The 23148-nt window shown below is 60.9% G+C and carries 20 protein-coding genes; 7 read left to right on the forward strand and 13 right to left on the reverse strand.

Going from position 1 to position 23148, the window contains the following annotated elements; all coding sequences use genetic code 11:
- Positions 1–26 precede the first annotated feature (26 nt).
- Positions 27–1661 carry a fumarate hydratase gene (locus tag FHT87_RS20195; RefSeq protein WP_348647653.1) on the reverse strand — a complete coding sequence of 545 codons (1635 nt, stop codon included), beginning with the start codon at positions 1659–1661 and terminating at the stop codon, positions 27–29.
- Positions 1662–1848: 187 nt separating this feature from the next.
- Complete coding sequence (fumC, locus tag FHT87_RS20200) at positions 1849–3240, reverse strand: class II fumarate hydratase (protein ID WP_183804572.1); 1392 nt, start codon at positions 3238–3240, stop codon at positions 1849–1851.
- A 416-nt stretch (positions 3241–3656) separates the two neighbouring features.
- Here fumC and FHT87_RS20205 point away from each other — a divergent pair, with 416 nt between their 5' ends.
- Positions 3657–5549: a murein L,D-transpeptidase gene (locus FHT87_RS20205; protein WP_183804573.1), complete on the forward strand. Its 1893-nt coding sequence runs from the start codon at positions 3657–3659 to the stop codon at positions 5547–5549.
- Between the two features lie 284 nt (positions 5550–5833).
- Here FHT87_RS20205 and FHT87_RS20210 read toward each other — a convergent pair whose 3' ends face one another.
- Complete coding sequence (locus FHT87_RS20210; protein WP_348647649.1) at positions 5834–6568, reverse strand: HAD family hydrolase; 735 nt, start codon at positions 6566–6568, stop codon at positions 5834–5836.
- A 194-nt stretch (positions 6569–6762) separates the two neighbouring features.
- Between FHT87_RS20210 and rpiA the strand changes: the two genes are divergently transcribed.
- The 3 genes from rpiA (at position 6763) to gor (ending at position 9625) form a co-directional block, all read left to right on the forward strand.
- Positions 6763–7461: a ribose-5-phosphate isomerase RpiA gene (gene rpiA, locus FHT87_RS20215; RefSeq protein WP_183804574.1), complete on the forward strand. Its 699-nt coding sequence runs from the start codon at positions 6763–6765 to the stop codon at positions 7459–7461.
- 17 nt (positions 7462–7478) lie between these two features.
- Positions 7479–8069, forward strand: coding sequence for a DUF2059 domain-containing protein (locus FHT87_RS20220; RefSeq protein ID WP_183734867.1), 591 nt, complete (start codon positions 7479–7481; stop codon positions 8067–8069).
- 170 nt (positions 8070–8239) lie between these two features.
- On the forward strand, positions 8240–9625 hold the full coding sequence (gene gor, locus FHT87_RS20225) for a glutathione-disulfide reductase (protein WP_183804575.1): 1386 nt from the start codon (positions 8240–8242) through the stop codon (positions 9623–9625).
- Positions 9626–9652: 27 nt separating this feature from the next.
- Here the strand turns inward: gor and FHT87_RS20230 are convergent, their stop codons facing one another.
- A complete protein-coding gene (locus tag FHT87_RS20230) occupies positions 9653–10996 on the reverse strand; it encodes a pilus assembly protein TadG-related protein (protein WP_183804576.1) in 1344 nt (447 codons plus the stop codon).
- A gap of 193 nt (positions 10997–11189) precedes the next feature.
- Here FHT87_RS20230 and FHT87_RS20235 point away from each other — a divergent pair, with 193 nt between their 5' ends.
- Complete coding sequence (locus FHT87_RS20235) at positions 11190–12563, forward strand: 3-deoxy-7-phosphoheptulonate synthase class II (RefSeq protein WP_183805056.1); 1374 nt, start codon at positions 11190–11192, stop codon at positions 12561–12563.
- A 337-nt stretch (positions 12564–12900) separates the two neighbouring features.
- Here FHT87_RS20235 and FHT87_RS20240 read toward each other — a convergent pair whose 3' ends face one another.
- Complete coding sequence (locus FHT87_RS20240) at positions 12901–13659, reverse strand: NUDIX domain-containing protein (protein WP_246699649.1); 759 nt, start codon at positions 13657–13659, stop codon at positions 12901–12903.
- Positions 13659–14138 (reverse strand): HIT family protein, encoded by a 480-nt coding sequence (locus tag FHT87_RS20245; RefSeq protein WP_183805060.1) that lies wholly within the window; start codon positions 14136–14138, stop codon positions 13659–13661. Before FHT87_RS20245 ends, FHT87_RS20240 begins: the two co-directional genes overlap by 1 nt.
- A gap of 836 nt (positions 14139–14974) precedes the next feature.
- Here FHT87_RS20245 and FHT87_RS20255 point away from each other — a divergent pair.
- The gene (locus FHT87_RS20255; RefSeq protein WP_246699650.1) at positions 14975–15364 is read left to right on the forward strand and encodes a DUF4440 domain-containing protein; all 390 of its coding nucleotides are present in this window, start codon (positions 14975–14977) and stop codon (positions 15362–15364) included.
- 18 nt (positions 15365–15382) lie between these two features.
- On the opposite strand, the gene FHT87_RS20260 is transcribed toward FHT87_RS20255, so the two are convergent.
- On the reverse strand, positions 15383–17122 hold the full coding sequence (locus tag FHT87_RS20260) for a pilus assembly protein TadG-related protein (RefSeq protein ID WP_183804577.1): 1740 nt from the start codon (positions 17120–17122) through the stop codon (positions 15383–15385).
- Between the two features lies 1 nt (position 17123).
- The gene (locus tag FHT87_RS20265) at positions 17124–17546 is read right to left on the reverse strand and encodes a TadE/TadG family type IV pilus assembly protein (RefSeq protein WP_183804578.1); all 423 of its coding nucleotides are present in this window, start codon (positions 17544–17546) and stop codon (positions 17124–17126) included.
- A gap of 290 nt (positions 17547–17836) precedes the next feature.
- On the opposite strand from FHT87_RS20265, the gene FHT87_RS20270 reads away from it, so the two are divergent.
- Positions 17837–18232 (forward strand): GFA family protein, encoded by a 396-nt coding sequence (locus tag FHT87_RS20270; RefSeq protein WP_183804580.1) that lies wholly within the window; start codon positions 17837–17839, stop codon positions 18230–18232.
- On the opposite strand, the gene FHT87_RS20275 is transcribed toward FHT87_RS20270, so the two are convergent.
- The 5 genes from FHT87_RS20275 to FHT87_RS20295 all read right to left on the reverse strand — a co-directional run bounded on the left by FHT87_RS20275 (position 18229) and on the right by FHT87_RS20295 (position 23105).
- The gene (locus FHT87_RS20275) at positions 18229–19170 is read right to left on the reverse strand and encodes an MBL fold metallo-hydrolase (protein ID WP_183804582.1); all 942 of its coding nucleotides are present in this window, start codon (positions 19168–19170) and stop codon (positions 18229–18231) included. The two genes, FHT87_RS20270 and FHT87_RS20275, sit on opposite strands and share 4 nt — an antisense overlap.
- A gap of 121 nt (positions 19171–19291) precedes the next feature.
- Positions 19292–19996: a glutamine amidotransferase gene (locus FHT87_RS20280; RefSeq protein WP_183734879.1), complete on the reverse strand. Its 705-nt coding sequence runs from the start codon at positions 19994–19996 to the stop codon at positions 19292–19294.
- A gap of 124 nt (positions 19997–20120) precedes the next feature.
- Positions 20121–20951, reverse strand: a complete 831-nt coding sequence (locus tag FHT87_RS20285) for an alpha/beta hydrolase (RefSeq protein WP_183805066.1) — start codon at positions 20949–20951, stop codon at positions 20121–20123.
- Between the two features lie 280 nt (positions 20952–21231).
- The gene (locus tag FHT87_RS20290; RefSeq protein WP_183804584.1) at positions 21232–22470 is read right to left on the reverse strand and encodes an MFS transporter; all 1239 of its coding nucleotides are present in this window, start codon (positions 22468–22470) and stop codon (positions 21232–21234) included.
- Positions 22467–23105 (reverse strand): helix-turn-helix domain-containing protein, encoded by a 639-nt coding sequence (locus FHT87_RS20295; RefSeq protein WP_183804586.1) that lies wholly within the window; start codon positions 23103–23105, stop codon positions 22467–22469. Before FHT87_RS20295 ends, FHT87_RS20290 begins: the two co-directional genes overlap by 4 nt.
- Positions 23106–23148 lie beyond the last annotated feature (43 nt).

Genomic DNA, 23148 nt, shown 5'->3' on the forward strand with positions numbered 1-23148 from the left:
CCTCATTCAGCCCGCGCCGGCATTCGTCACCCCAGGTTCAGTTCCTGGAAGAAGTCGTTGCCCTTGTCGTCGATGACGATGAAGGCCGGGAAGTCTTCCACTTCGATCTTCCAGACGGCTTCCATGCCGAGTTCCGGATATTCCAGTACATCGACCTTGCGGATGCAGTCCTGCGCCAGGCGGGCGGCCGGGCCGCCGATCGAGCCGAGATAGAAGCCCTGATGCTTCTTGCAGGCTTCGCGCACGGCGCGCGAACGGTTGCCCTTGGCGAGCATCACCATCGAGCCGCCGAAGGACTGGAACTGGTCGACATAGGAATCCATGCGGCCTGCCGTCGTCGGGCCGAACGAGCCGGAGGCGTAACCGGCAGGGGTCTTGGCCGGGCCGGCATAATAGACCGGGTGGTTCTTCATATAGTCGGGCATGCCTTCGCCCTTTTCCAACCGCTCGCGGATCTTGGCATGTGCAAGGTCGCGGGCAACGATGATCGTGCCCGAGAGAGACAGGCGCGTCTTGACCGGATGCTTCGAAAGCTCGGCGAGAATATCGGCCATCGGCTTGTTCAGATCGATGCGCACAACGGATTCGGAAAGCTTGGCCTCGTCGATATCAGGCATGTACTTGGACGGATCGGTCTCCAGCTGCTCGATGAAGATGCCGTCGCGGGTGATCTTACCCTTGGCCTGGCGGTCGGCGGAACAGGAGACGCCGAGGCCGATCGGCAGCGAGGCGCCGTGGCGGGGCAGGCGGATGACACGCACGTCATGACAGAAATACTTGCCGCCGAACTGGGCGCCGACGCCGAGGCTCTGGGTCAGTTTGTGGATTTCCTTCTCCATCTCGAGATCGCGGAAGGCGTGGCCGTTTTCGGAGCCTTCGGTCGGCAACTCGTCGAGATAGCGGGTAGAGGCGAGCTTGACGGTCTTCAGGTTCATTTCCGCCGAGGTACCGCCGATGACGATCGCCAGATGGTAGGGGGGACAGGCTGCCGTACCCAGCGTCAGGATCTTCTCCTTGAGGAAGTCTAGCATGCGGTCATGCGACAGGAGCGAGGGCGTGCCCTGGAAGAGGAAGGTCTTGTTGGCCGAGCCGCCGCCCTTGGCGACGAAGAGGAAGTCGTAAGAGTCTGTGCCTTCCTCATAGATATCGATCTGCGCCGGCAGATTGTTCTTGGTGTTCTTTTCCTCGAACATCTTGATGGGCGCGAGCTGCGAGTAGCGCAGGTTCTTCTTTTCGTAGGCGTCGAGCACACCCTTCGAAAGGGCAGCCGTATCGCCGCCCTCTGTCCAGACGCGACGGCCCTTCTTGCCCATGATGATCGCCGTGCCGGTATCCTGGCACATCGGCAGCACGCCGCCTGCGGCGATATTGGCGTTCTTCAGCAGGTCATAGGCGACGAAGCGGTCGTTGTCGGTCGCTTCCGGGTCGTCGAGGATCGCGGCGAGCTGCTTCAGATGGCCGGGGCGCAGCAGATGATTGATGTCAGCAAAGGCGGTTTCTGCGAGAAGGCGGATGCCCTCGGGATCGACGGTCAGAATCTCCTGGCCCTTGAACGTATCGACAGAGACGTAATCGCTGCTGATCTTGCGGTAAGGGGTGGTGTCGGCGCCGAGAGGGAAGAGATCGTCAGCCAATGAAGTGACCTTTCTGGTGGGATAGATTGGAACCGGTCTAAATCTGGCTGGGGGCAAAATCAATTGGGAAGGATGGGGGATTGGCGGCGAAAGTGCCGCGGCGCTTCCGCTCCTGATCAAGAAAGGTGAGGCGCCAAACCTCTGCGGCCGCATCCGTCGTAAAAAGCAAAAAGGCCGGCACACGGCCAGCCTTCGACAGTCACGCCTTATCAGCTCACTTCGGGCTGATCATTGTCTCCGGACGAACGATCGCGTCATATTCCTCAGACGTCACCAGCCCGCTCGCCAAGGCTTCTTCCTTCAGCGTCGTGCCGTTTTTATGCGCCGTCTTGGCGATCTTGGCGGCGGCGTCGTAGCCGATCTTCGGCGCAAGGGCGGTTACGAGCATCAGCGAGCGTTCGAGGCCGGCCTTGATATTGTCCTCGCGGGCTTCGATGCCGACGACGCAATTGTCGGTGAAGGAGACGGCGGCGTCGCCGAGCAGTTGGACCGACTGCAGGAAGTTATAGGCCATCATCGGATTGTAGACGTTGAGCTCGAAATGGCCCTGGCTGTCGGCGAAGGTCAGCGCGGCATGGTTGCCGAAGACGTGGATGCAAACCTGCGTCAGGGCTTCGCATTGGGTGGGGTTCACCTTGCCGGGCATGATCGACGAGCCAGGCTCGTTTTCCGGCAGCGCCAGTTCGCCGAGGCCGGCGCGCGGGCCGGAGCCGAGCAGGCGGATGTCGTTGGCGATCTTGAAGAGGGCGGCGGCTGCCGCATTGATCGCGCCGTGGGCGAAGACCATGGAATCATGCGAGGCGAGCGCCTCGAACTTGTTCGGCGCGGTCACGAAGGGCATGCCGGTGATGGCGGCGATCTCTTCGGCTACCTTTTCGGCAAAACCGATGGGCGCATTGAGGCCGGTGCCGACGGCAGTGCCACCCTGGGCGAGTTCACAGAGGCCGGGCAGGGTCATCTCGATGCGCTTGATGGCCGAGCCCACCTGTGCGGCATAGCCCGAGAATTCCTGGCCCAACGTGAGTGGCGTCGCATCCTGCGTATGCGTGCGGCCGATCTTGATGATGTGGCTGAACTCGGTGACCTTCATGTCGAGGGCGGCATGTAGGTGCTTCAGCGACGGCAGCAGGTGATGGGCGATCTGTTCGGCGCAGGCGATATGCATGGCCGTCGGGTAGGTGTCGTTCGACGACTGGCTCATGTTGACGTGGTCGTTCGGGTGTACCGGCTTCTTGGAACCCATGACGCCACCGAGCATTTCTATCGCACGATTGGAGATCACTTCATTGGCGTTCATGTTGGACTGCGTGCCGGAACCGGTCTGCCAGACGACCAGCGGAAAATGGTCGTTCAGCTTGCCGTCGATCACTTCCTGGGCGGCATCCACGATAGGTTTGCCGATGTTGGAATCGAGCTGGCCGAGCGCCATGTTGGCCCGCGCTGCCGCCTGCTTGACGATGCCGAGCGCACGCACGATCGAGAGCGGCTGCTTTTCCCAGCCGATCTTGAAGTTGCCGAGAGAACGCTGCGCCTGCGCGCCCCAATAGCGGTCGCTGGCGACTTCGATCGGGCCAAATGTATCGGTTTCGGTGCGGGTGGAACTCATGGCTTCGTGCCTTCCTGTCACATGCTGTTGAGGGCAGTCTTTGAAGATGAGGGACTTATAGGGTGGAACGCTTGCCAAGAAAACCGGACGCAATGCGAAATATTGAAGACGGTTCTCATGTTTTGCATCGCCAGTCAGCGTGTTTTTTCGGCCACGCCGGGAAATTAATGCGAAAAGCGACAGAAAGCGCCCTTTCTCGGACAGGAAAATTCGGTAAAAAATTAACTAATAATTTCATAATTTTGTGTGAACTACTGCGCGGCGCTGCGTTCGACCCCGTCACACAAAGTTGAGCCTGAAAGCGCTGGCGGCGCAGGCCGGTTTCTGATGAATGGGCCGCGGCTGCCGGGAATTCTGGAAGAATTGATCTGAGCCTTTTTGCTCGACAACAGCATGGTACTGGGACTGGAAAAAAGATGAAGTTCGTTTTGAAAAGCGCGGTTTCCGCATTGGCATTTTCCTGCGTGATGGGCGCGGTTCCTGCGCATGCCTATACGCTGATGGACATGCTGCGCGGCGACCGGGCAAGAAGCGGCCAGAGCACGATCATCATGGATCCCTCGGCGCCTATCCGTGGCAATCGCAATGGTGGTCTTGGCGGCGATATCGATCCGGAAGCCGCACTGCCGAAGGTCTCCAGCCCGCGCTATTACACCTACAAGACTGAAGCCTTGCTGCTCGTCGATACGACGAAGTTTGCCGATCCTGTCGTGACCGGTGCGGTCGCCGACGTCTCGGGTGCTACCACGACCGACGGCGCTCCGCAGCGCCACTTCCTGACGGAAGCCAAGGTTCGCGCCAATGCCGATGTCGCCAAGGCCCTGCAGGCCTATTACGGCGACGGCAAGAATCCGCTCGTCTGGGTATCCGGCGAGGGCGTCAATGAGCGCGGCAAGGCGGCCCTCAGCGTGCTCGCCGATGCGGCAAGCGTCGGCCTCGACCCGGCCGATTATGCCGTCTCCGAGCCGAGGCTCGATCCGGCCAATCCGGACCCGGACGCTCGCGACCGGGCACTGACGCAGTTCGAGCTCGCGCTTTCCTCCAAGGTTCTGGCCTATGTGCAGGACACGACGCGCGGCCGCGTCGACCCCAACAAGCTGTCCGGCTACCATGATTTCCAGCGTAAGGTCGTGAAGCTCGATCCCGTGCTGAAGCTGTCCCGCATGAGCCCTGACGTTGCTGCCTATCTTTCCAGCCGCAACCCCGACGGCACGCAGTTCCTGGCGCTGAAGGCCGAGCTTGCCAAGCTGCGCGCAGCCGACGGCGGCAATGAAGAGCGGATCACCATTTCGCTCGATTCCCTGCTGCGCCCGGGCGACAGCTCGCCGGAAGTGGCCAACATCGTCAAGGCGATCCAGAAGCACGGTTCGGAAGAGCTGAAGACCGCGCATGCGGCCACCTTCTCGGCTTATGCCGGCAGCAGCGACTATTCGCCTGAGATCGTGTCACTGGTCGAGGACTTCCAGAAAGAACATGGCCTGAAGCCGGATGGCGTGATCGGCCAGGCAACCGTGCGCACCATGACCGGCGGCGACAGCAACGGCTCCAAGATCGACAAGCTCGTTGTTGCCATGGAGCAGGCGCGCTGGCTGCCTGAGGATCTCGGCCCGCGCTATGTGATGATCAACCAGCCGGCCTTCATGGCTTATTACTATAACGACTCCAAGCAGCAGCTTGCGATGCGTACCGTCGTCGGCGGCAAGAACAACCAGACCTATTTCTTCGACGACGAGATCGAAACGGTCGAGTTCAACCCGTTCTGGGGCGTGCCGCAGTCGATCATCATCAACGAGATGCTGCCGAAGCTGCGCTCCGATCCGAACTATCTGGACCAGATGGGCTATCAGGTCGAAGTCGGCGGCCGTGCCGTTCCGTCCTCCAGCGTCGACTGGTACGGCTCGACGCAGAACATCTCGGTGCGCCAGCCGCCGAGCGGCGACAATGCTCTGGGTGAACTGAAGATCCTGTTCCCGAATAGCCACGCCATCTACATGCACGACACGCCCTCCAAGAGCTTCTTCAAGCGCGACATGCGTGCGCTGAGTCACGGCTGCGTGCGCCTTTCCGATCCGCGCGCCATGGCGGCCGCCGTTCTCGGGACAACGGTCGACGATGTCGCCAAGCAGATCGCCACCGGTCAGAACCATGCCGTGAAGGTGCCGCAGAAGATCCCGGTCTATGTGTCCTATTTCACCGCTTGGCCGAACAAGGACGGCGTGATCGAATATTTCGACGACGTTTATGGCCGCGATACCTATGTGGACAAGGCGTTTGACGCAACGACGAAGTCGCGCGGGGCGCAGATCTGACGCTTGGCGTAAGTAAGGATTTAACGGGCGGTCTTCGGGCCGCCCGTTTTCATTTTACGAGAGATAAGAGGAGAGGTCAGCGCGTGTGGCCCCCTCATCGGGCCCTTCGGGCCACCTTCTCCCCGCTGGGTAGAAGGGGAGCCAGTCGCGCGGCTCGCTTCCACGAGAACGCTTAGAGATAGGCGAGGCATCACGGCGAAATCCCTTCTACCCAGCGGGGAGAAGGTGCCTGCAGGCGGATGAGGGGGCCACGCCCACAAACGCCTCGGCCAGATTATCAGCCCTCAGACCGCAACTTTCGCCGCGGAACCCTGCAGCAAGCTGTCCACCAACTCAACCGTCAGCTCATCATAGTGCGTAATGATCACATCCGGATCGAGGCTCGACACCGGCACATCCGAATAGCCGAAGGGCACTGCGATGGAGGGCACGGCGGCATTCTTTGCCACCGCGATGTCATTGATGCTATCCCCAATCATAACCGAGCGGGCAACATCGCCGCCGGCGCGCTCGATGGTGCCGGTCAGGTGCCGCGCATCGGGCTTGCGGCGTTCGAACGTATCTCCGCCGGTGATCGCCTCGAAATAGTGTGTCAGGCCGAGCTTCTCCAGCAGGCTGACGGCAAGGCCTTCCAGCTTGTTGGTGCAGACGGCGAGCAAGTAGCCTGATGCCTTCAGCCGGTCCATGGCGGCGATGAGGCCGGGATAGGGCTCGGTATGGCCGGGCATGTTCGCATTATAATGCGCGACGAAACGCTCGACGAGATCAGGAACCTCCTCTGATGTCAGCGGGTGGCCCTGAAGTCTGCAGGCGCGTTCGATCATCACACGAGCACCCTGGCCGACGAGATGGGTGAGGTCGTCATAGGTGACAGGCTCGAGGTTCAGCGCTGATATCGTATAGTTCAGGCTTTCGACCAGATCGACATGGGTGTCGAGCAGCGTGCCGTCGAGATCGAAGACGACGAGTGCCTTATTCTCGGAAGGAGCTTGGCCGGCATTTTCGGGAGCAGGGGTCACGGTAGTGCCTCTTTGCGGGGTAAGATCTTCAGGGAGTAGGCGATGAACTGACGAAAAGCAACGCCGGGACATCAGACAGAAAAGTCGCAGCCGAAACGCGTGGCTTTCAATCGCAGGACGATGATTTTGGCTTTCGTTTGCAATACGAGCCGTGTAAACAGCACATCCAACGCAACATCAGGAGCTGGCGGCGCATGGATGCCCGCGAAATGAAGATCAAGGCCGCCGAGGCCGCGCTTGTCCACGTCGAATACGGCATGCGCCTCGGAATCGGGACGGGAAGCACGGCGGAGGAATTCGTCCGTGTGCTCGCCGAGAAGGTGGCAGCCGGTTTCAAGGTCGAGGGCGTTCCGACGTCCGAGCGCACGGCGCGGCTCTGCGTCGAGCTCGGCGTTCCCCTGAAATCGCTGGACGAACTGCCGCAATTGGATCTCACCATCGACGGTGCCGATGAGGTCGATCCGGCGCTTCGGCTCATCAAGGGCGGCGGCGGTGCGCTGCTGCGAGAAAAGATCGTCGCTGCGGCCTCGACACGGATGATCGTCATTGCCGACGAAAGCAAGTTGGTCGATACGCTCGGCGCCTTCGCGCTGCCGATCGAAGTCAATCCATTCGGCCTCGTTTCGACGCGCATCGCGATCGAAAGAACCGCCTCGCGCCTTGGTCTCTCGGGCGAATTAACGCTGCGTCAGTCCGGTGACGGAGAGTTTACCACTGACGGAGGCCATCACATCATCGATGCATCTTTTGGCCGCATTCCTGATGCAGAGGCGCTTTCGAGGGAACTGAATTCCATACCCGGTGTCGTGGAGCACGGGCTTTTCATCAACATGGCGGCGCTTGCGATCATTGCCGGTCCTGCGGGTGCCCGCACGCTGCAGGCAAACAGATAACAGGAGCATAGAAACTCATGATGAATATTGCAGGTCTTGGCCGTCTTGCCGCTGCGACCATCGTTCTTTCCGGGCTTGCCTTCGGCTCTGCCGCAAGAGCGCAGGAAGCTTCCGAAGAGCAGCTCAAGGCTGCCCGTGCGGCCATGGACGCCATCGGCGCAACCACCCAGTACGACAATATCCTGCCGGGTCTGGCCGAGCGTCTGAAGGCCGGCCTCATCCAGGACTCGCCGAACTACCAGGATGTCATCACTGCGACCGTCGACAAGCAGGCGCTGGCTCTGGCACCGCGCCGCGCCGACCTCGAAAAGGAGGCAGCTCTGACCTATGCCAAGGCCTTCACGGTCGACGAGCTGAAGGCGATCGCCGATTTCTACAACTCCGACATCGGCAAGAAGCTGCTGCGCGACGGCCCGGTTGCCTCGCGCGAAACCGCCAAGGCTGCCGATATCTGGGCGCAGGGCATTTCCCGCGACCTCGAAAAGCAGAGCAATGCCGAGCTTTCCAAGATCATCAAGGCTCCGCCACCGGCAACCGAAAGCCCGGTTGCACCGGCTCCGGCAGCAGCGCCGGCTGCCCCCGCTGCTCCGGCACCTGCCAAGAAGTAAGACCATCCTTCATTTCGACAAAAGCCCGGCTTCGTCCGGGCTTTTGTTTTTGTGGCGCTGCCCTTATCTGTTCGTTCTCACGCAATTCCGGACGCAGAACCGCTGCGCACTTCTGCTGGAATTGCTCTATATGTTGAAAACCCATCCAGCGATTCCCTCCGGAGATCATCATGCCTTCCTACGACTACGACCTCTTCGTCATCGGCGGCGGTTCGGGGGGCGTGCGCGGCGCGCGCGTTGCGGCCTCGCTCGGCAAGAAGGTGGCAATCGCCGAGGAATATCGTTACGGCGGCACCTGCGTGATCCGCGGCTGCGTGCCGAAGAAGCTCTTCGTCTATGCCTCGCAGTTCCACGAACATTTCGAGGATGCGGCCGGTTTCGGCTGGACGGTCGGCGAAAGCTCGTTCGACTGGAAGAAGCTGGTGGCCGCCAAGGACAATGAGATCGCGCGGCTCGAAGGGCTCTACAAGAAGGGGCTTGCCGGCGCCAATGCCGAGATCCTTGAAACCCGCGCCGAACTTGTCGATGCCCATACGGTCAAGCTCCTGAAGACCGGCGAGACGGTGACGGCCAAAACTATCGTGATTGCGACCGGCGGCAGGCCGAACCCGCATCAGGCACTGCCCGGCCACGAACTCTGCATCTCCTCCAATGAGGCCTTCCATCTGGAAGAGCTGCCGAAATCCATCCTGATTGCCGGCGGCGGCTATATCGCCGTCGAATTCGCCAATATCTTTCACGGGCTCGGTGTCGAGACGACGCTGATTTACCGCGGCACCGAAATCCTTTCGCGCTTCGACGAAGACCTGCGTCGCGGCCTGCACGAAGCCATGGTTGCCAAGGGCATCCGCATCCTCTGCCAGGATGTAATGGAGAAGGTGACAAAAGGCGAAAATGGCCTCGTCATCGAGACGATGAAAGGCGAGACGCTCAATGCCGGTATCGTTATGCTGGCGCTCGGCCGCGATCCGAATACGAAAGGGCTGGGGCTGGAAAAGGCAGGTATTGCGGTGAACGAGCGCGGCGCCGTCATCGTCGACGATTACTCGCGCACAAATGTCGAGAACATCTATGCACTCGGAGATGTCACCGACCGGGTACAGCTGACGCCGGTCGCGATCCACGAGGCTATGTGTTTCATCGAGACCGAGTACAAGAACAATCCGACCAAACCGGATTACGACCTGATTCCGACCGCCGTCTTCTCACAGCCGGAGATCGGCACGGTCGGCCTTTCCGAGGAAGAGGCGGGCAAGCGTTACCAGGAGCTGGAAGTCTATCGTGCCCAGTTCCGGCCGCTGAAGGCCACATTGTCCGGCCGGGCGGAAAAGATGATGATGAAACTGATCGTCGATGCAGCAAGCCGCAAGGTCGTCGGCGCCCATATTCTCGGCCACGATGCCGGCGAGATGGCACAGATCCTCGGCATCACGCTGAAGGCCGGCTGCACCAAGGACGATTTCGACCGCACCATGGCGCTGCATCCGACGGCCGCCGAAGAGCTGGTGACCATGTATGCGCCGAGCTACAGGATCAAGGACGGCGCGCGAGTATAAAGCCCGCGCCGCCGATAGTCGGTCAGGTCAGCCGGTCAGGCGCGGCGCGCGGACGACCTTGAGGAAAAGGGCGTTCATCGCGTCAGTGATGCCGTCGGTCGGACTTACCTCGAAATAGAATCCGGGAGAGGCGCAGGCCGACATGCGGGTCGGGATCTTGGCCTGGAACGGCTTGATCCACCTATTATACCAGTCATTGCTCGGCAGCGGCAGGTAGGTGGTGTAAAGCACGGCGATCTTGATTCCCCGGTCCTTGAGCTTCTGGCAGAAGGTGACGTCGATCGGTTCCTGGCAGCGCTGGCCGGTAACTGGTTCGGTACAGGTCGTCGCCTTGTAGCTGTCGCCGACACCGTCGGAGACGAAGAAGACGATTTTCTGCGCGTCGGCGGAACTCGTTCCCGAGCCGACGGAGGTGATCTTGTTGTTGAGCAGGGTCAGTGCATTGTCGAAGCTCGTCTGGGTGTCGTCGTTATAGCCCTGCTTGGGGATGGTCATCAGGTCCAGGACATATTCGCTGTCGCCGGGCTGCGGGTTCAACGTCTTTTGGGAAACCTTGTTGCCCACCTTGTCGAGATCGCTCGTCAACGACACAACCTCGGTCAGTCCCGCCGTTTCCGCCGCCACGCCGAAAGTATAGACGGCCATGCGGAACTGGTTGTCCGTATCGGCCTTGGCCGTCTTGGTCAGCGCCTGCGTCGCCTGTCGCACCACGTCGATGCGCATGGTGACGTTGTTCTTCTTGGCAAGCGTATAATAGTCCTTGCCCTTGTTGGCGCCGCTTTCGTGGCAGGCGAAGGCGCATGAGGGGTTCGATTTGTTGTTCGCGGTGAGATTGACCATCTTGGTGACATCGGCGGGCGTGGCGCCGACGCCCATCGAAGGCGTGTTGTCGAGCAGGATGTAGAAGTCCATGAAGGAGGCGGTCTGGTATTCCGCCGTCGCGGTGCCGCTGATATCGACGCTGTCCTTGCCGAAGATACGCATGAACGAGGTCGGCATCGTTGCCTTGAAGGTCACCTGCGAATGCAGTTTGTTGGCGGTCTTGGTGACGTCTATGCTGGTGTCGACGTTGAGTTCGGCAAGTTCCGGGGACATCTGTCCGAAGAAGATGTCGTGCGCCTCGGTCTGGCCGACGGCAACGGTGCCGTCCTGCAGCATGCTTGTCGCGGCCGCGGCGGCGCTCGATTTCTGGGAGACGGCGCCGACCGCCGCGGCGTCGGCCGCCGCGTAAAGCTCACTGCGGAGACTCAAGGCATGGGAAAAATCGATCGCAAGGCCCGCCGCTCCGACCAGCGGCACGACCATAAGTGCCGTCATGATGCCAAAATTGCCAGATCGGTCCGACAGGAAAGCGGACGGAAGGATACCCATGCTCAACCCCTACATTATTAGGGTACGCTTTACATGGGAAATCTAAAGCAGATGGAAAATAGCATGGTATATATCGCCTTAATGCCAGTTTTGAGGCGCTACTAGGCAAGGGGAGCCGAAAGGTTTATAAGCCGCCGCATTCTTTAACGGGCAGGCATCCGGGGTAAACCGGATGGGGAAGCAGATGACTGACATGGCACAGAATTGGACCCCGAGCAGCTGGCGGAACAAGCCAATCCAGCAGGTTCCGGAATATCCGGACGCGGCCGCGCTGGCGGCAACGGAAGCCACGCTCGCCAGCTATCCGCCGCTCGTTTTTGCCGGTGAAGCCCGCCGCCTGAAGAGTGCGCTTGCCAATGTGGCCGAAGGCAATGCCTTCCTGCTGCAGGGCGGCGACTGCGCCGAAAGCTTCCTTGAGCACGGCGCCGACAATATCAGAGACTTCTTCCGCGCCTTCCTGCAGATGGCTGTCGTGCTGACCTTCGGCGCCCAGCTTCCGGTCGTCAAGGTCGGCCGCATTGCCGGTCAGTTCGCCAAGCCGCGCTCGGCGCCGATGGAAACGCAGAACGGCGTGTCGCTGCCGAGCTATCGCGGCGATATCGTCAACGGTATCGAATTTACGCCGGAAGCCCGCATTCCGAACCCGGAGCGCCAGCTCGACGCATACCGGCAGTCGGCCGCGACGCTGAACCTTTTGCGCGCCTTCGCGATGGGCGGCTATGCCAACCTCGACAACGTGCACAAGTGGATGCTCGGCTTCGTCAAGGACAGCCCGCAAGGCGAGCGCTACCGCAAGCTTGCCGACCGTATCAGCGAAACCATGGATTTCATGAAGGCGATCGGCATCACCTCGGACAACAATCCGAGCCTGCGCGAGACCGATTTCTTCACCAGCCACGAAGCGCTGCTGCTCGGCTACGAAGAGGCGATGACGCGCGTCGACTCCATATCCGGCGACTGGTACGCAACCTCGGGCCACATGCTGTGGATCGGCGACCGCACGCGCCAGCTCGACCACGCGCATGTGGAATATTTCCGCGGCATCAAGAACCCGATTGGGCTGAAGTGCGGCCCGTCGCTGCAGCCCGACAACCTGATCGAGCTGATCGACGTGCTGAACCCGGCCAACGAAGCCGGCCGCCTGACGCTGATCTGCCGCTTCGGCCATGACAAGGTGGCCGACAGCCTGCCGAAGCTCATCCGCGCCGTCGAGCGCGAGGGCAAGAAGGTCGTCTGGTCCTGCGATCCGATGCACGGCAACACGATCACGCTCAACAACTACAAGACGCGCCCCTTCGAGCGTATCCTCTCGGAAGTCGAAAGCTTCTTCCAGATCCATCGCGCCGAGGGCACGCATCCGGGCGGCATCCATATCGAGATGACCGGCAAGGACGTCACCGAATGCACCGGCGGTGCCCGCGCCGTCACCGCCGAAGACCTGCAGGACCGCTACCACACCCATTGCGACCCGCGCCTCAACGCCGACCAGGCGCTGGAACTGGCCTTCCTGCTGGCTGAGCGCATGAAGGGCGGCCGGGATGAGAAGCGGATGGCTGCGAACGCCTGAGGCGGGTGAGTAGCGAATAGTGAATAGTGGGTAGCGAATAGAGTTGAAAGCCCGGCCGCGCCGGGCTTTCTTGTGTGTAAAGGCACTCGCTCCGACCTCCCTCATCTCTGTGCTTGTCACAGAGATCCAGCCTGCCCAAGTCCTTGGGCAGAAAAGACTCTATTCATTGGGGCGAATAATTCATTCACTTCGGTCGTGCGGATGTGGAGAACGGCGTCATCCGCCTGTCGGTCGGCAGGAAGAAGCATGTCCTGTTGCAGCCGGAACTGTGATGCCGTCAGGGCGGGCTCCATCCGTCATCGCCGATGGTGTGAGGAACAGAGCCCGCTCACCGATGCTACAGGGAATGACGCTGACGGAAATGGTGCTGCAGGAAAGACTGGGCCTTGAGGAAGCTCCATGTGCGCGGGGCACCCGGCAGGAAATCGTCGTCATTCAGGATGTCGCTCAGCGGTGACGCGAAGAGTTCGGCGGCCTCGTTGCGATCTGGCGCGTGATGGGCGCCGTCCAGGATCTCGGCGGCGCTGGAGCGGCTTTCGGTCAGCAGGAAGAGTTCCGGATGGCAGAAGACCGGATCATAGGCGAGGCCAATTGCGAAGGACTCCGACCGGTCGAGATCAGTGACGGCGATTTCCTCGGCGAGCTCACGGGCGGCTTCCTCGAAGAGATCGGTCTCTTCGTCGGCCGCGGGCTCGGCATAACCGCCGACAAGATAGAGGGCGCCGGGGTTCTGCTCGGCGGTGAGGCTTCGTTTGGTGACAATCACCTGTTGGTCCGCAGTGACCAGAACGACAGTGAGCCCAAGCGGGTCGGCGCGCTCGGCCTGCGGGTGCTCCTCGACAAAGCCGGCATGGCGGGTGACCACGTAAGCGGAAAAGCATGTGCTGTTTGCGGTGATGGTCAGCCGGCCATTCTCGATGCCATAGGCAGCCATGCGCAGGAGCCGGCCGTCAAAGGCGGCGGGGTGTCTGGCAAGGAAGCGATCCCAGCCGGATTTCCGTTCTGCCTCGACTATTTCGGAAAGCTCGAATTCTCCCGCAAGTCGGCAATGAATTTGGTCGACGGGGATGCTGAATGCTTCGTCCGCTGGCATCATCAGTGCATTGCCTTTCTCAGCAATTCGATGGTCTCGGTCACGGATGGTCCCTGGACCGAGGGCGGTTCGGCCCGCTCGCAGAATTCCCGCCAGATGAAGAAGGTCAGTTCCGCGCCGTCGGTCGGAGTTTCGCCGGGGCCTTCGGCAAAGGTCTGGAGCAGACGGTAGCGCTCGTCCTGCCAGAACAGCGCCTCCACCCAGTCATAGACGGGGATGATATGAAAATGGATCGGGTAACCCGGAGCGTGACCGTATCGGCCGATATAGACGCGTCTTGCGCCGAGCACCGTGCCAAGGGCTTTCTGCGCTTTCGCCAGGAGCGGGCCGAGTTCGATCAGCGCTTCGGATGATAATTCGGAGAGGTCATTGGTAAAGCTTCGGGAACTGACCATGAGATAGCCGGGCAGGGCGGAATTGATGCGATGGTTCACGAGCCAGCCGGTCGTCTCGCATACATGGAATTGCTCGGGAATTTCCAAGGACAGCTCCTCCATCGCACGCGAGGCAGCCGCGCGGATTCGCACAGTGGCTGAAGATGACGTGCTTCGGCAAGGGCAAGGGAGGTGACATTCACCTGCTGTCGGGGCAGATTGCGGGCGTATCGAAGGGAAATGTTTTTGACTGATATTGCATGCGCCATCTTCTGGCGGGAGGGCCGCGTTCTGCTGGTCAGGCGGGCGGGCCACAAAGAGCGCTTTCCCGATTGCTGAGATCTCGTCGGCGGCCATGTCGAGCCGGGCGAAAGCGCCGAGGCAGCCATGCTGCGCGAGGCGAAAGAGGAGATCGGGCTGACGCCATTGCGATTTCGCAAAGTCGCTGAACACCCGGAGCAGGACACCGTCTTTCATCTCTTTCTGGTGAGCGAATGGCAGGGTGGAGAGCCCGTTCTGCTTGGCGACGAACATACGGCGATGCGGTGGGTTACGCCTGATGAGGCCGCGTCACTGGACGATATGGGGCACCCGCAGTGGTGCGCGATATTCAGCGAGCTTCAGGAATAATCTCTGCTTGGTGATACGCATCGACACCCAGCCATCGACCGGACACAATACATATTAATGTAACTATGTTTTAAACGCGAACCGGATACGCCCATGAACCCGGTCCGCATTTCCTTACATGCTCGTTGCGAGGTTCCAGTTATAGACGCAGCGATCGAGGCCGATGGCGATCTCCAGCACGAGGACGTCTTGTTCCACCGCCGGGTGCGGTCATGACGGGAGATGGGCGCGCTATCGGAACTCATGGCAGATTTCGCAAACGCAGGGCGGACGCTTGTCAAACGGGCCATTCGCGTTGCGTCAGGCGTCGGTCCATGTATCCTGGCAGCATGAGCGACCTGGATCTGGACCATATCCTTAGAGAACTTGCAGCCCGCGAGCCGATCTTCCACCGGCGGGAATTCGGTACGTCGCGGGCCGATCTAGAGCGGATGACCGACGACAATTTCTGGGAAATCGGTGCGAGCGGGAAGGTCTATCAGCGCGGCTATGCGATCGAAACATCGCTTGCGCGCTACGAGAACGGGCCGGAGCCGCATGAGTGGCCCTGCCGGGATTTCACCATCACGATGCTGACAGATAGGCTCTTCCTTCTTTCCTACATACTCGAAGAGCCGCAACGCGTAACGCGCCATTCGACGATCTGGCGCCGGGCAGACGATGGCTGGAAGGTCGTCTTCCATCAGGGCACGCCAACGGTGTGACCTGATACATCACGCCTTCTACTGCACCAACACCGACTGCTGGCAGCGCACGTCCGTGACCCGCACATCGGCTTCGCCGATCTTGATGCCGAGCAAGGTCAGGATGTTGAAGAGCAGTTCGTCGAGCGGCTTGGTGAGGCCGGTCAGCGTATCGGCGACGGCGCCCTGGATGATCGATTTCGGCAGGCCGATGCCGAGGCCGAGGATGGTGACCTGGACATCGGTATTGCCGAGCAGGGTGGCGACGGTCGAGGTCAGCGTGTCCCTGGTCGAGACGTTCTTGATGGTCTTGGCAGCGATATCCTGCGGCTGGAAGGTCAACCGGGTCCTGGTCTGATTGGTGACGTTGACCTCGGCGAGCGCGGAGACGCTGAGCAGCGGCGCATCGATGATCTTGGCACGGGAAACACGCGGCTTGCTGCCGAAATTGGCAAAGGCGTTGGTATCGACATCGCCGAGATCGAGTTCGGCGACACCGGGCACGACATCGATGCCGACGTTGGCGTTTTGGGCGTTAGCACCAAGGCAGGAAACACTCGCGAGCCTGGCTTCCGCATAGGCGACTTCGACATAGAGCGGCACGCGCAGCTTGATGCCTGCAATCGAGCTGATGCCGAGAACGTTCACTTCGATTGCGAGCCGCACCTGGGCGGTGCGCACGACGGCGCCCGTGGTGCCGACCCTGTTGGAGGCCATTTCCTTCGGCGGCTCGCCGATCGCAAGCGTCAGTTTCGTGGCGGCAAGGCCGGGCACCGCGGCATTCAGATTGACGGCAACCTGCTTCTGCTGGTTGGCGGCGATTGCGGCAGCCGAGAGGACATCCATCACGCTGGCATCGACGGAAAGATGCGAGCCGCTGCCGACGAGCCTTTCGCCCGTCGGGCCGAGGTTCAAAAGGTCTTCCAGCTTCAGCTTGACCTGCTTGGTGCCGAGTGCCTTCTCGATCGTGTCGAGCGACTTCGTCACCGTTGATGTCAGGCCGCTGGTCTTCTTCAGCGTGGTGAGGAGGCGGGGATAGGAGATCTCCGTCGCCAACACGTCGTCATAGCTGCCGGCGGTGAGTTTGAGATCGGTCGCCAGAGTATCCAGGAAGGAGAGCAGCTCGACGTTGGCAGCCGCAAGTGCGGTATAATCGCCGACCTTGAGGGAAAGCGTGGTGCCGAGCAGGCTTCCGAGCAATGCGTTCAGCACGCCGTCATTGAGGCTTGCAAGGCGCGAGCCGACAGAGAAGGCGACAAGCTTCGAGGCGGAGGCCGTGCCTGTTGCATTCAGGGTCGGCGCGGCAGCGAAGACAGCGGCAAACGTCAGCTCGGCCTTCTGGCTGAGCTCCACTTTCGCCGCATCGTAAGGTTGAGTTCCAGGGGAGAAACGGCTGCCAAGCGCCGTGGCTGTATCGGCGAGATAGGTGCCGGGCACGAGGTTTGCGACCGCATCGAATGTCTTGAGGTCGGCTTCCGAAAGCTGGCTTGTTCCCTGTTTCGTTTCATAGCCGTTTGCGGTTTTGACGGCGACGTTCAAACCATTCTGGCTGAAGTTGTTCACGAGGTTCTCAGCCGCATGATTGATATCGGAGGCGGCGACGATGGCGCCGAGATCGCTCAGTTCCTGAAGGCGGCGCTGCTGCAGCGTCATCATGCCGTAGTCGATGCCAAGACCGAGCGTATAGAGAATGAGTGGCGCGCAGAGGGCTGCGGTGATGGCAATATTGCCTCGCGCATCGACCGCGAAGCGGGCCAGCGTGACACGAAATTTCCGCATGTCAGATGCCTCCCATCCGGATCGTGGCGAAACGACGGATCACGTGGTCGGGCAAGGGAAATGTGTAGAGATTCCAGATGGGAAGATTGGAGGCGTCATAGGCAGCGGAGACAGTGAACTGATTGGCATTGGCCGGATCGGTGGTGACGTTGACCTGCAGCTTCGAAAGGTCGAGCAGCGGGTGGTCGATTGTCGATCGGGAGATGAAGTCGTTGACGAGCTGCGTGCGTTCCTGGCTGGTAAGGCCTGCGACAGCCGTACGCGCGGCATCCGCGGTCAGCTGCTGGACGGAGTGCGCTGCGCTGAGGTAGATGCCATAGGCGATCATCGTCAGCACGATCAGGAGGAAGAGCGGTGCGACGATCGCAAATTCAATGGCGGCGGCGCCCGTGATATTGGCGTAGAAACGACGATACGGCTGCATTTTTTACCTCGCTTGCTGCCGAGCCCTGTTCTCGAACAGTCGTTGAGATCGTAAATCAGTATTTCTTAATTTTGATTTATCTAATAAACGTATTGGCTGTATTTGTGAGAAATGATGCCGCACTCAACGTGTTGATATGAGTCGGGAAAGACATTCTTGATCTGGCCTCCGACTGATGGTGTTGCGCATCTTCCAAAGCATCAGTTTTCCTGAAGCCTTTAATCAGCGCTTTGGATTTGACTGGCGGGTGTACCGGCGTCACTCTCCTGACCGCTTCAGGGGGAACAGGAATGAGCGAAGATCATGTGGGCGGATGCCTGTGCGGCGCTGTGCGGTTTACAGCAAGCGAGAAGCCCGATGTCGTGGTCGGCTGCCATTGTTCGCAGTGCCGGCGGCAGACGGGGCTCTATTATGCTTCGGCCGACGTGCCGGTTTCGGCTGTCTCCATCACTGGTGAGGAAAACCTGCGCTGGTTTCAGTCGAGCGACGAGGTGAGGCGAGGTTTCTGCTCGCAATGCGGCTCGGCGCTGTTCTGGCAGCGGCTCGGCGGCCCTGCCATTTCCATCATGGCCGGGTCCTTCGATGAGCCGAGCGGCTTAAGCTTCGGCCATCATATCTTCTGCGCCGACAAGGGCGATTTCTATGAGATCACCGACGGGCTGCCGCAATATGCGGGACGTGCTTAAGCCTTCACGAAGCGGTAGGCGCTGTCCTTGCGTTCGGCATAACCAACGCCTGGATAGGACCAGTGATAACCGAGCAGCTTGATCTTCTCCGACGCCGCGCGGTCGAGCAGCATGCGGCGGTTTTTCAGCGCCGTCTCTGGGTCGGTGTCGAAGCCGAAATGCCAGCCCGGGTGTTCGAAGAAGATCACGTCATTGGTGCAGGCGTCGCCAGTGATAAGAAGATCGCCGTCGCCGGCGAGCTCGAAAGAGATGTGCCCAGGTGTATGGCCCGCAGTTTCGACGACGAGCATTCCAGGCAGGATTTCCTGGCCCGGCTTGACGAGGGTGAGCCGGTCTTTCACCGCGAAGAGATCGCGCTGCGCGCCGCGGGCGAAATCGTGCAGGGCGGCGGGCATATGGGCCTCATAATCCTTGTCGGTCCAGAAGTTCCATTCGGTCTCGCTGACGAAATACTCGGCATTCGGATAGTGCAGCTTGCCGTCATCAGTGGTCGTCGCGCCCGAATGATCGGGATGGGCATGGGTGAAGATGACTTTGGTGATTGCTTCGGGTTCGATGCCTGACGCCTTCAGGTTGGCGGCGAGCTTGCCGGCACTTGCCTGGAAATTCGTGCCCGAGCCGTTATCGATGAGGATCAGATCGCTGCCGTGGCGAATGAGCGGGATATTGGCCTGCACTGGCGCGCCGGCCGCATCGCCGCCGAGCCGCGCCAGGATCGGCTGGCGCTCTCTTGGGGTGGCGTCGGGCAGCAGGATTTCGGCGGGCAGGGTGATGAAACCGTCGCTGACAACCGTGATGTCGAAGGCGCCATGCGTGAAGCGATGGAAATCCGCCGCATAGGCGCCCCGAAGCAGGGCAAGGGCGGCCGCACCCGAGAGGGCGCCGGCCAGCAGTTCGCGGCGCGTGGCCGACAGGCTGAGATTATCCCGGTTGGTCATCTGCGCTTCTCCTCTCGGACATCACCACGAAGAGACAATAGCAGTACAGCGACAGGATTTCGCCAATAAAATTCAGTATTATCAATGATTTACATTGATTTTCAGATATTTACGGCTGGTATCAGCGGCCAATGCCCGACAGCCATTCCCTGACGACGGCGCGACCGGCCTCCTTCAGCGCTGGGCCGAACCTTGCGGCATCCTCACGCAGCCTAATGATATCGATCTTGGCGACCGCCAGTTCCGCGGCATGGCCGACCAGCCAGCGTTCGAAGCGCTCGTCGCATTCGGCTTCCGGGTGGAACTGGAAAGCGAGGACATGATTGCCGATCGTATAGGCCTGCTGCTCGACGATATCAGTCGTTGCAAGATTGGTGGCTCCATCAGGCAGGTCGTAAGTATCACCGTGCCAGTGGAGCACGGTGACGCCGCCGAGATGACGAAGCGGGCTCTCCATGCCGGCTGAAGTGAGCGTGATCTGCTTGAAACCGATCTCCTTCACGCCCGAGGGGAAGACGTGGCCGCCGGAGACGGCGGCAATGAGCTGCGCGCCGAGGCAGATACCGAGAACAGGCTTTTGCGCTTCGAGCCGCTCGGCAATGAAGGCCTTTTCGGCAGTGAGGAAGGGGTAGGTCTCGTCCTCGTAGACGCCGATCGGGCCGCCGAGGACGACGAGCAGATCGGGCTCCAGCGGATCGGCGGAGAGGAAATCGCTGTCGCCGACAGTGGAATAGGTAATCGTATAGCCGGCTTGTTCAAGCACCTCGCCGAAGGTTCCGAGATCCTCGAAATGCACGTGTCTGAGAACGAGGGCCTTGGCGGACATGATACGCTTTTCTCCCGTGATTGCATGGCGGCGATCTTATCCGGGCCGTCACCTCTGACACCGCATATCGGAATGAAAAAGGCGCGCCGCAAGGGCGCGCCTTCCATCGTCTTCGACAGGAGACTCAGCCCTTGATGAAGGCCAGCAGATCCGGGTTGATAACGTCCGGATGCGTCGTGCACATGCCGTGCGGCAGGCCGGCATAGGTCTTCAGCGTGCCGTTCTTCAGCAGCTTGGCGGAGAGCGGCGCGGAGTCTGCATAGGGGACGATCTGGTCGTCGTCGCCATGCATGACGAGAACGGGTACGGTGATCGTCTTGAGGTCTTCGGTGAAGTCCGTTTCCGAGAAGGCCTTGATGCAATCGTAATGGGCCTTGGCGCCGCCCATCATGCCCTGACGCCACCAGTTTTCGATGACACCCTGGCTGACCTTGGCGCCCGGACGGTTGAAGCCGTAGAAGGGGCTGGTCGGGATATCCAGGAAGAATTGGGCGCGGTTGGCGACGAGCGCTGCACGGAAACCATCGAAGACTTCGAGCGGCAGGCCGCCGGGATTCTTCTCCGACTTGACCATGACAGGCGGCACGGCGCCGATGATCACGGCCTTGGCGACGCGGCCTTCCTTGGCGCGAGCGACATAGTGGACGACTTCGCCGCCGCCGGTCGAGTGGCCGATATGGACGGCATTCTTGAGATCGAGCGCGTCCGTCAGTGCGGCAACGTCGGCCGCATAAGTGTCCATCTCGTTGCCGTCGAAGGTCTGGCTGGAGCGGCCGTGGCCACGGCGGTCATGGGCGATGACGCGGAACCCCTTGTCCAGGAAGAACATCATCTGATTGTCCCAGTCGTCCGCGCTGAGCGGCCAGCCATGATGGAAGACGATCGGCTGGGCATCCTTCGGACCCCAATCCTTGTAGAAGATTTCAGTTCCGTCCGTGGTCTTGATGAAAGGCATGGTCTGGCTCCGATTTTCTGATGATACTGGATTGGTTGCAGCGAGCGCGGCTTTCGGCACGGCCAGCGCCGCGATAACGGCGCCGCCTACCAGAAGAACGTCCCGCCGTGTGGCATCCGCCGTCAGTGCAATGCTGTGTTCGGTCATATTGCCTCCATGCGGGTTCTCCGCGCCTCTTTGACGAGGACAAGCTGACTCAGTTCCGGCAGTGACGCGAGTTAACCGTCGTAAATTGATGCAAAGCAAGAATGACGGCAATGCGCCATAAGACGTACGAACCTCATGAAGACAGTATGTTATCCGCAAGTTTTTTCTTTTCGAATTCGCGGAAGCTGCCATGCGCCAGCGGAGCGAGCGTCACCGCCAGATAGGCGAGGCCGGTCAGCAGCAGTGCGGCGGAAAGGCCCCAGGCATCGATCAACGCGCCGCCGGCAAGTCCACCGAAGGGGATGAGCACCCAGCAGAGGGCGGCATTGAGCGATGTGACGCGGCCCATCAATGGCTTTGGTATGCGCTCGAAGAGCACGGCCGAGAGGATGGGATTGAGGAAGCCGGAGGCGAAACCGCCGATGGCGAGCGTTGCGAAGATGAGGGCCAGCGGCGATTCCACCGCAAAGACCAGAAAGCGCGGAAAGCCCGTCAGCAGGAAGGCGACCGTATAGACGAGAAGGCGCGGCATCCGCTCGCCGATCATGGCGGCAATCGCCGCGCCGAGGATCGACGCGCCGGAGAAGACGGCGAACAGGGTTCCGAGCAAAGCGGGACCGTGACCTGAATCTCGAGTCCAGACAGGAATCAGGACCGAGAAGAAAGCCTGATCAAGCAGATTGGTGGTTGCTACCATCAGCACGATCGCGACCAGCACCGCATCGCGGCGCAGAAAGCGCCAGCCTTCCGACAGCTCCCGGCCATAGGCGGCTATGCCGGTCGCTTCGGCTTTCGGAGCGCGCCGCAATATGGGGATGCCGGCCGCGACGATCAGGGCGGCGCCGGCGAAGGTGAGGGCGTTGACGGCAAGCGCCTGGCTCGGCCCGATAAGGGCAATGAGAGCACCGGCGCCTGCCGCCCCCGCGGTCGATGCCAGGCGTTCGATGGCGCCGACGACGCCAGTCACACGCTCCAGCGGCACGGAGGCCAGTTCGGCGATGTCGGGGACCATGGATTGCTTGGCGGCATCCGATGGGCCGCGCAGCACGCCCATGGCGAAGACGATCGGCAGCAGGATCGGAATGGTAAGCAGGTCGAGGAGATGCAGGACCGGCACGAGGCCGACTGTTATCACCGAGACGCTGTCGCAGATGACGGCGATGCGTTTGGGGCCGAGGCGGTCGATCAGGGGGCCGCCGAGCGCCTTGGCGACGACATAAGGCAGCATCTCCACCATGGCGACGAGGCCGGTCAGCACCGGGCTGCCGGTCGTGCTCAGCACCAGCCAGGGAATGGCGACGCCCGACAGCCGCGTGCCTGAGATGGAGAGCGTTTCGGCAATAGCGAGCGCGATGAAGGGGCTGCGGCTCATGGCTCGCTCTCTTCGTCGCCGTGCGGCACGCGGCCTGGATAGGGGAAGGCGTGCAGCATGACCATGAAGGGTACGACATCGGGCGGCAGGGGCTCGCCAAGAGGCGGGGCCTCGCTCATCGCCTCCATGACGATATCGTTCAGGCGTTTCGTCAGTGCTTCGGCCTGTCCCGATGTCAGCGGAATGATGATGTCGCTTGCGGTGCTGGCCTTGCGCCATTCGAGCGGCAGCTCGGCATATTCCTCGACTGCCTTCTGCATCTGGTCGACCTGCAGGGAAAGGATCGCCTGCGTGAAGGCGACATCCATGTCGAAAGCCGCGCCATCGCTCTCGGCCGGCGGCACCGAGGTGACTTCGTGACTCGCGCGCCACCAGCGATCGCGGCGGGATGGTCCGGGCGCATCCTCGACGAAGCCGTACTGAGCGAGCTGGCGGAGATGATAGCTCGTCGCGCCGCTGTTGAGGCCGAGGCGTGTCGCAAGCTGCGTCGCCGTGGCCGGGCCGTCGATCCGGAGCATGCCGAGCATGCGCAGGCGCACCGGATGGGCGAGCGCCTTGAGGGCAGTGACATCGGGGACGACGCGGCTGACGTTGCGGGATGTCGCTGACGTTGATGTAGGGATGGGCGTTTTCATAAAAGCAGTTTACGACTGCAAATGATTCTTTGCAAATATTCCT

It is taken from the genome of Rhizobium sp. BK316, assembly GCF_014193695.1.
In the GTDB taxonomy this organism is placed as follows: domain Bacteria; phylum Pseudomonadota; class Alphaproteobacteria; order Rhizobiales; family Rhizobiaceae; genus Rhizobium.

Coding starts and splice junctions, on each gene's coding strand:
- FHT87_RS20265 (WP_183804578.1), bottom strand. CDS start 17,546: ATGCAGCCGTATCGTCGTTTCTACGCCAATATCACGGGCGCCGCCGCC.
- fumC (WP_183804572.1), bottom strand. CDS start 3,240: ATGAGTTCCACCCGCACCGAAACCGATACATTTGGCCCGATCGAAGTC.
- FHT87_RS20290 (WP_183804584.1), bottom strand. CDS start 22,470: ATGAGCCGCAGCCCCTTCATCGCGCTCGCTATTGCCGAAACGCTCTCC.
- FHT87_RS20280 (WP_183734879.1), bottom strand. CDS start 19,996: ATGTCCGCCAAGGCCCTCGTTCTCAGACACGTGCATTTCGAGGATCTC.
- FHT87_RS20240 (WP_246699649.1), bottom strand. CDS start 13,659: ATGATGCCAGCGGACGAAGCATTCAGCATCCCCGTCGACCAAATTCAT.
- FHT87_RS20220 (WP_183734867.1), top strand. CDS start 7,479: ATGATGAATATTGCAGGTCTTGGCCGTCTTGCCGCTGCGACCATCGTT.
- FHT87_RS20255 (WP_246699650.1), top strand. CDS start 14,975: ATGTATCCTGGCAGCATGAGCGACCTGGATCTGGACCATATCCTTAGA.
- FHT87_RS20235 (WP_183805056.1), top strand. CDS start 11,190: ATGGCACAGAATTGGACCCCGAGCAGCTGGCGGAACAAGCCAATCCAG.
- FHT87_RS20205 (WP_183804573.1), top strand. CDS start 3,657: ATGAAGTTCGTTTTGAAAAGCGCGGTTTCCGCATTGGCATTTTCCTGC.
- FHT87_RS20270 (WP_183804580.1), top strand. CDS start 17,837: ATGAGCGAAGATCATGTGGGCGGATGCCTGTGCGGCGCTGTGCGGTTT.
- rpiA (WP_183804574.1), top strand. CDS start 6,763: ATGGATGCCCGCGAAATGAAGATCAAGGCCGCCGAGGCCGCGCTTGTC.
- gor (WP_183804575.1), top strand. CDS start 8,240: ATGCCTTCCTACGACTACGACCTCTTCGTCATCGGCGGCGGTTCGGGG.
- FHT87_RS20285 (WP_183805066.1), bottom strand. CDS start 20,951: ATGCCTTTCATCAAGACCACGGACGGAACTGAAATCTTCTACAAGGAT.
- FHT87_RS20295 (WP_183804586.1), bottom strand. CDS start 23,105: ATGAAAACGCCCATCCCTACATCAACGTCAGCGACATCCCGCAACGTC.
- FHT87_RS20260 (WP_183804577.1), bottom strand. CDS start 17,122: ATGCGGAAATTTCGTGTCACGCTGGCCCGCTTCGCGGTCGATGCGCGA.
- FHT87_RS20230 (WP_183804576.1), bottom strand. CDS start 10,996: ATGGGTATCCTTCCGTCCGCTTTCCTGTCGGACCGATCTGGCAATTTT.
- FHT87_RS20275 (WP_183804582.1), bottom strand. CDS start 19,170: ATGACCAACCGGGATAATCTCAGCCTGTCGGCCACGCGCCGCGAACTG.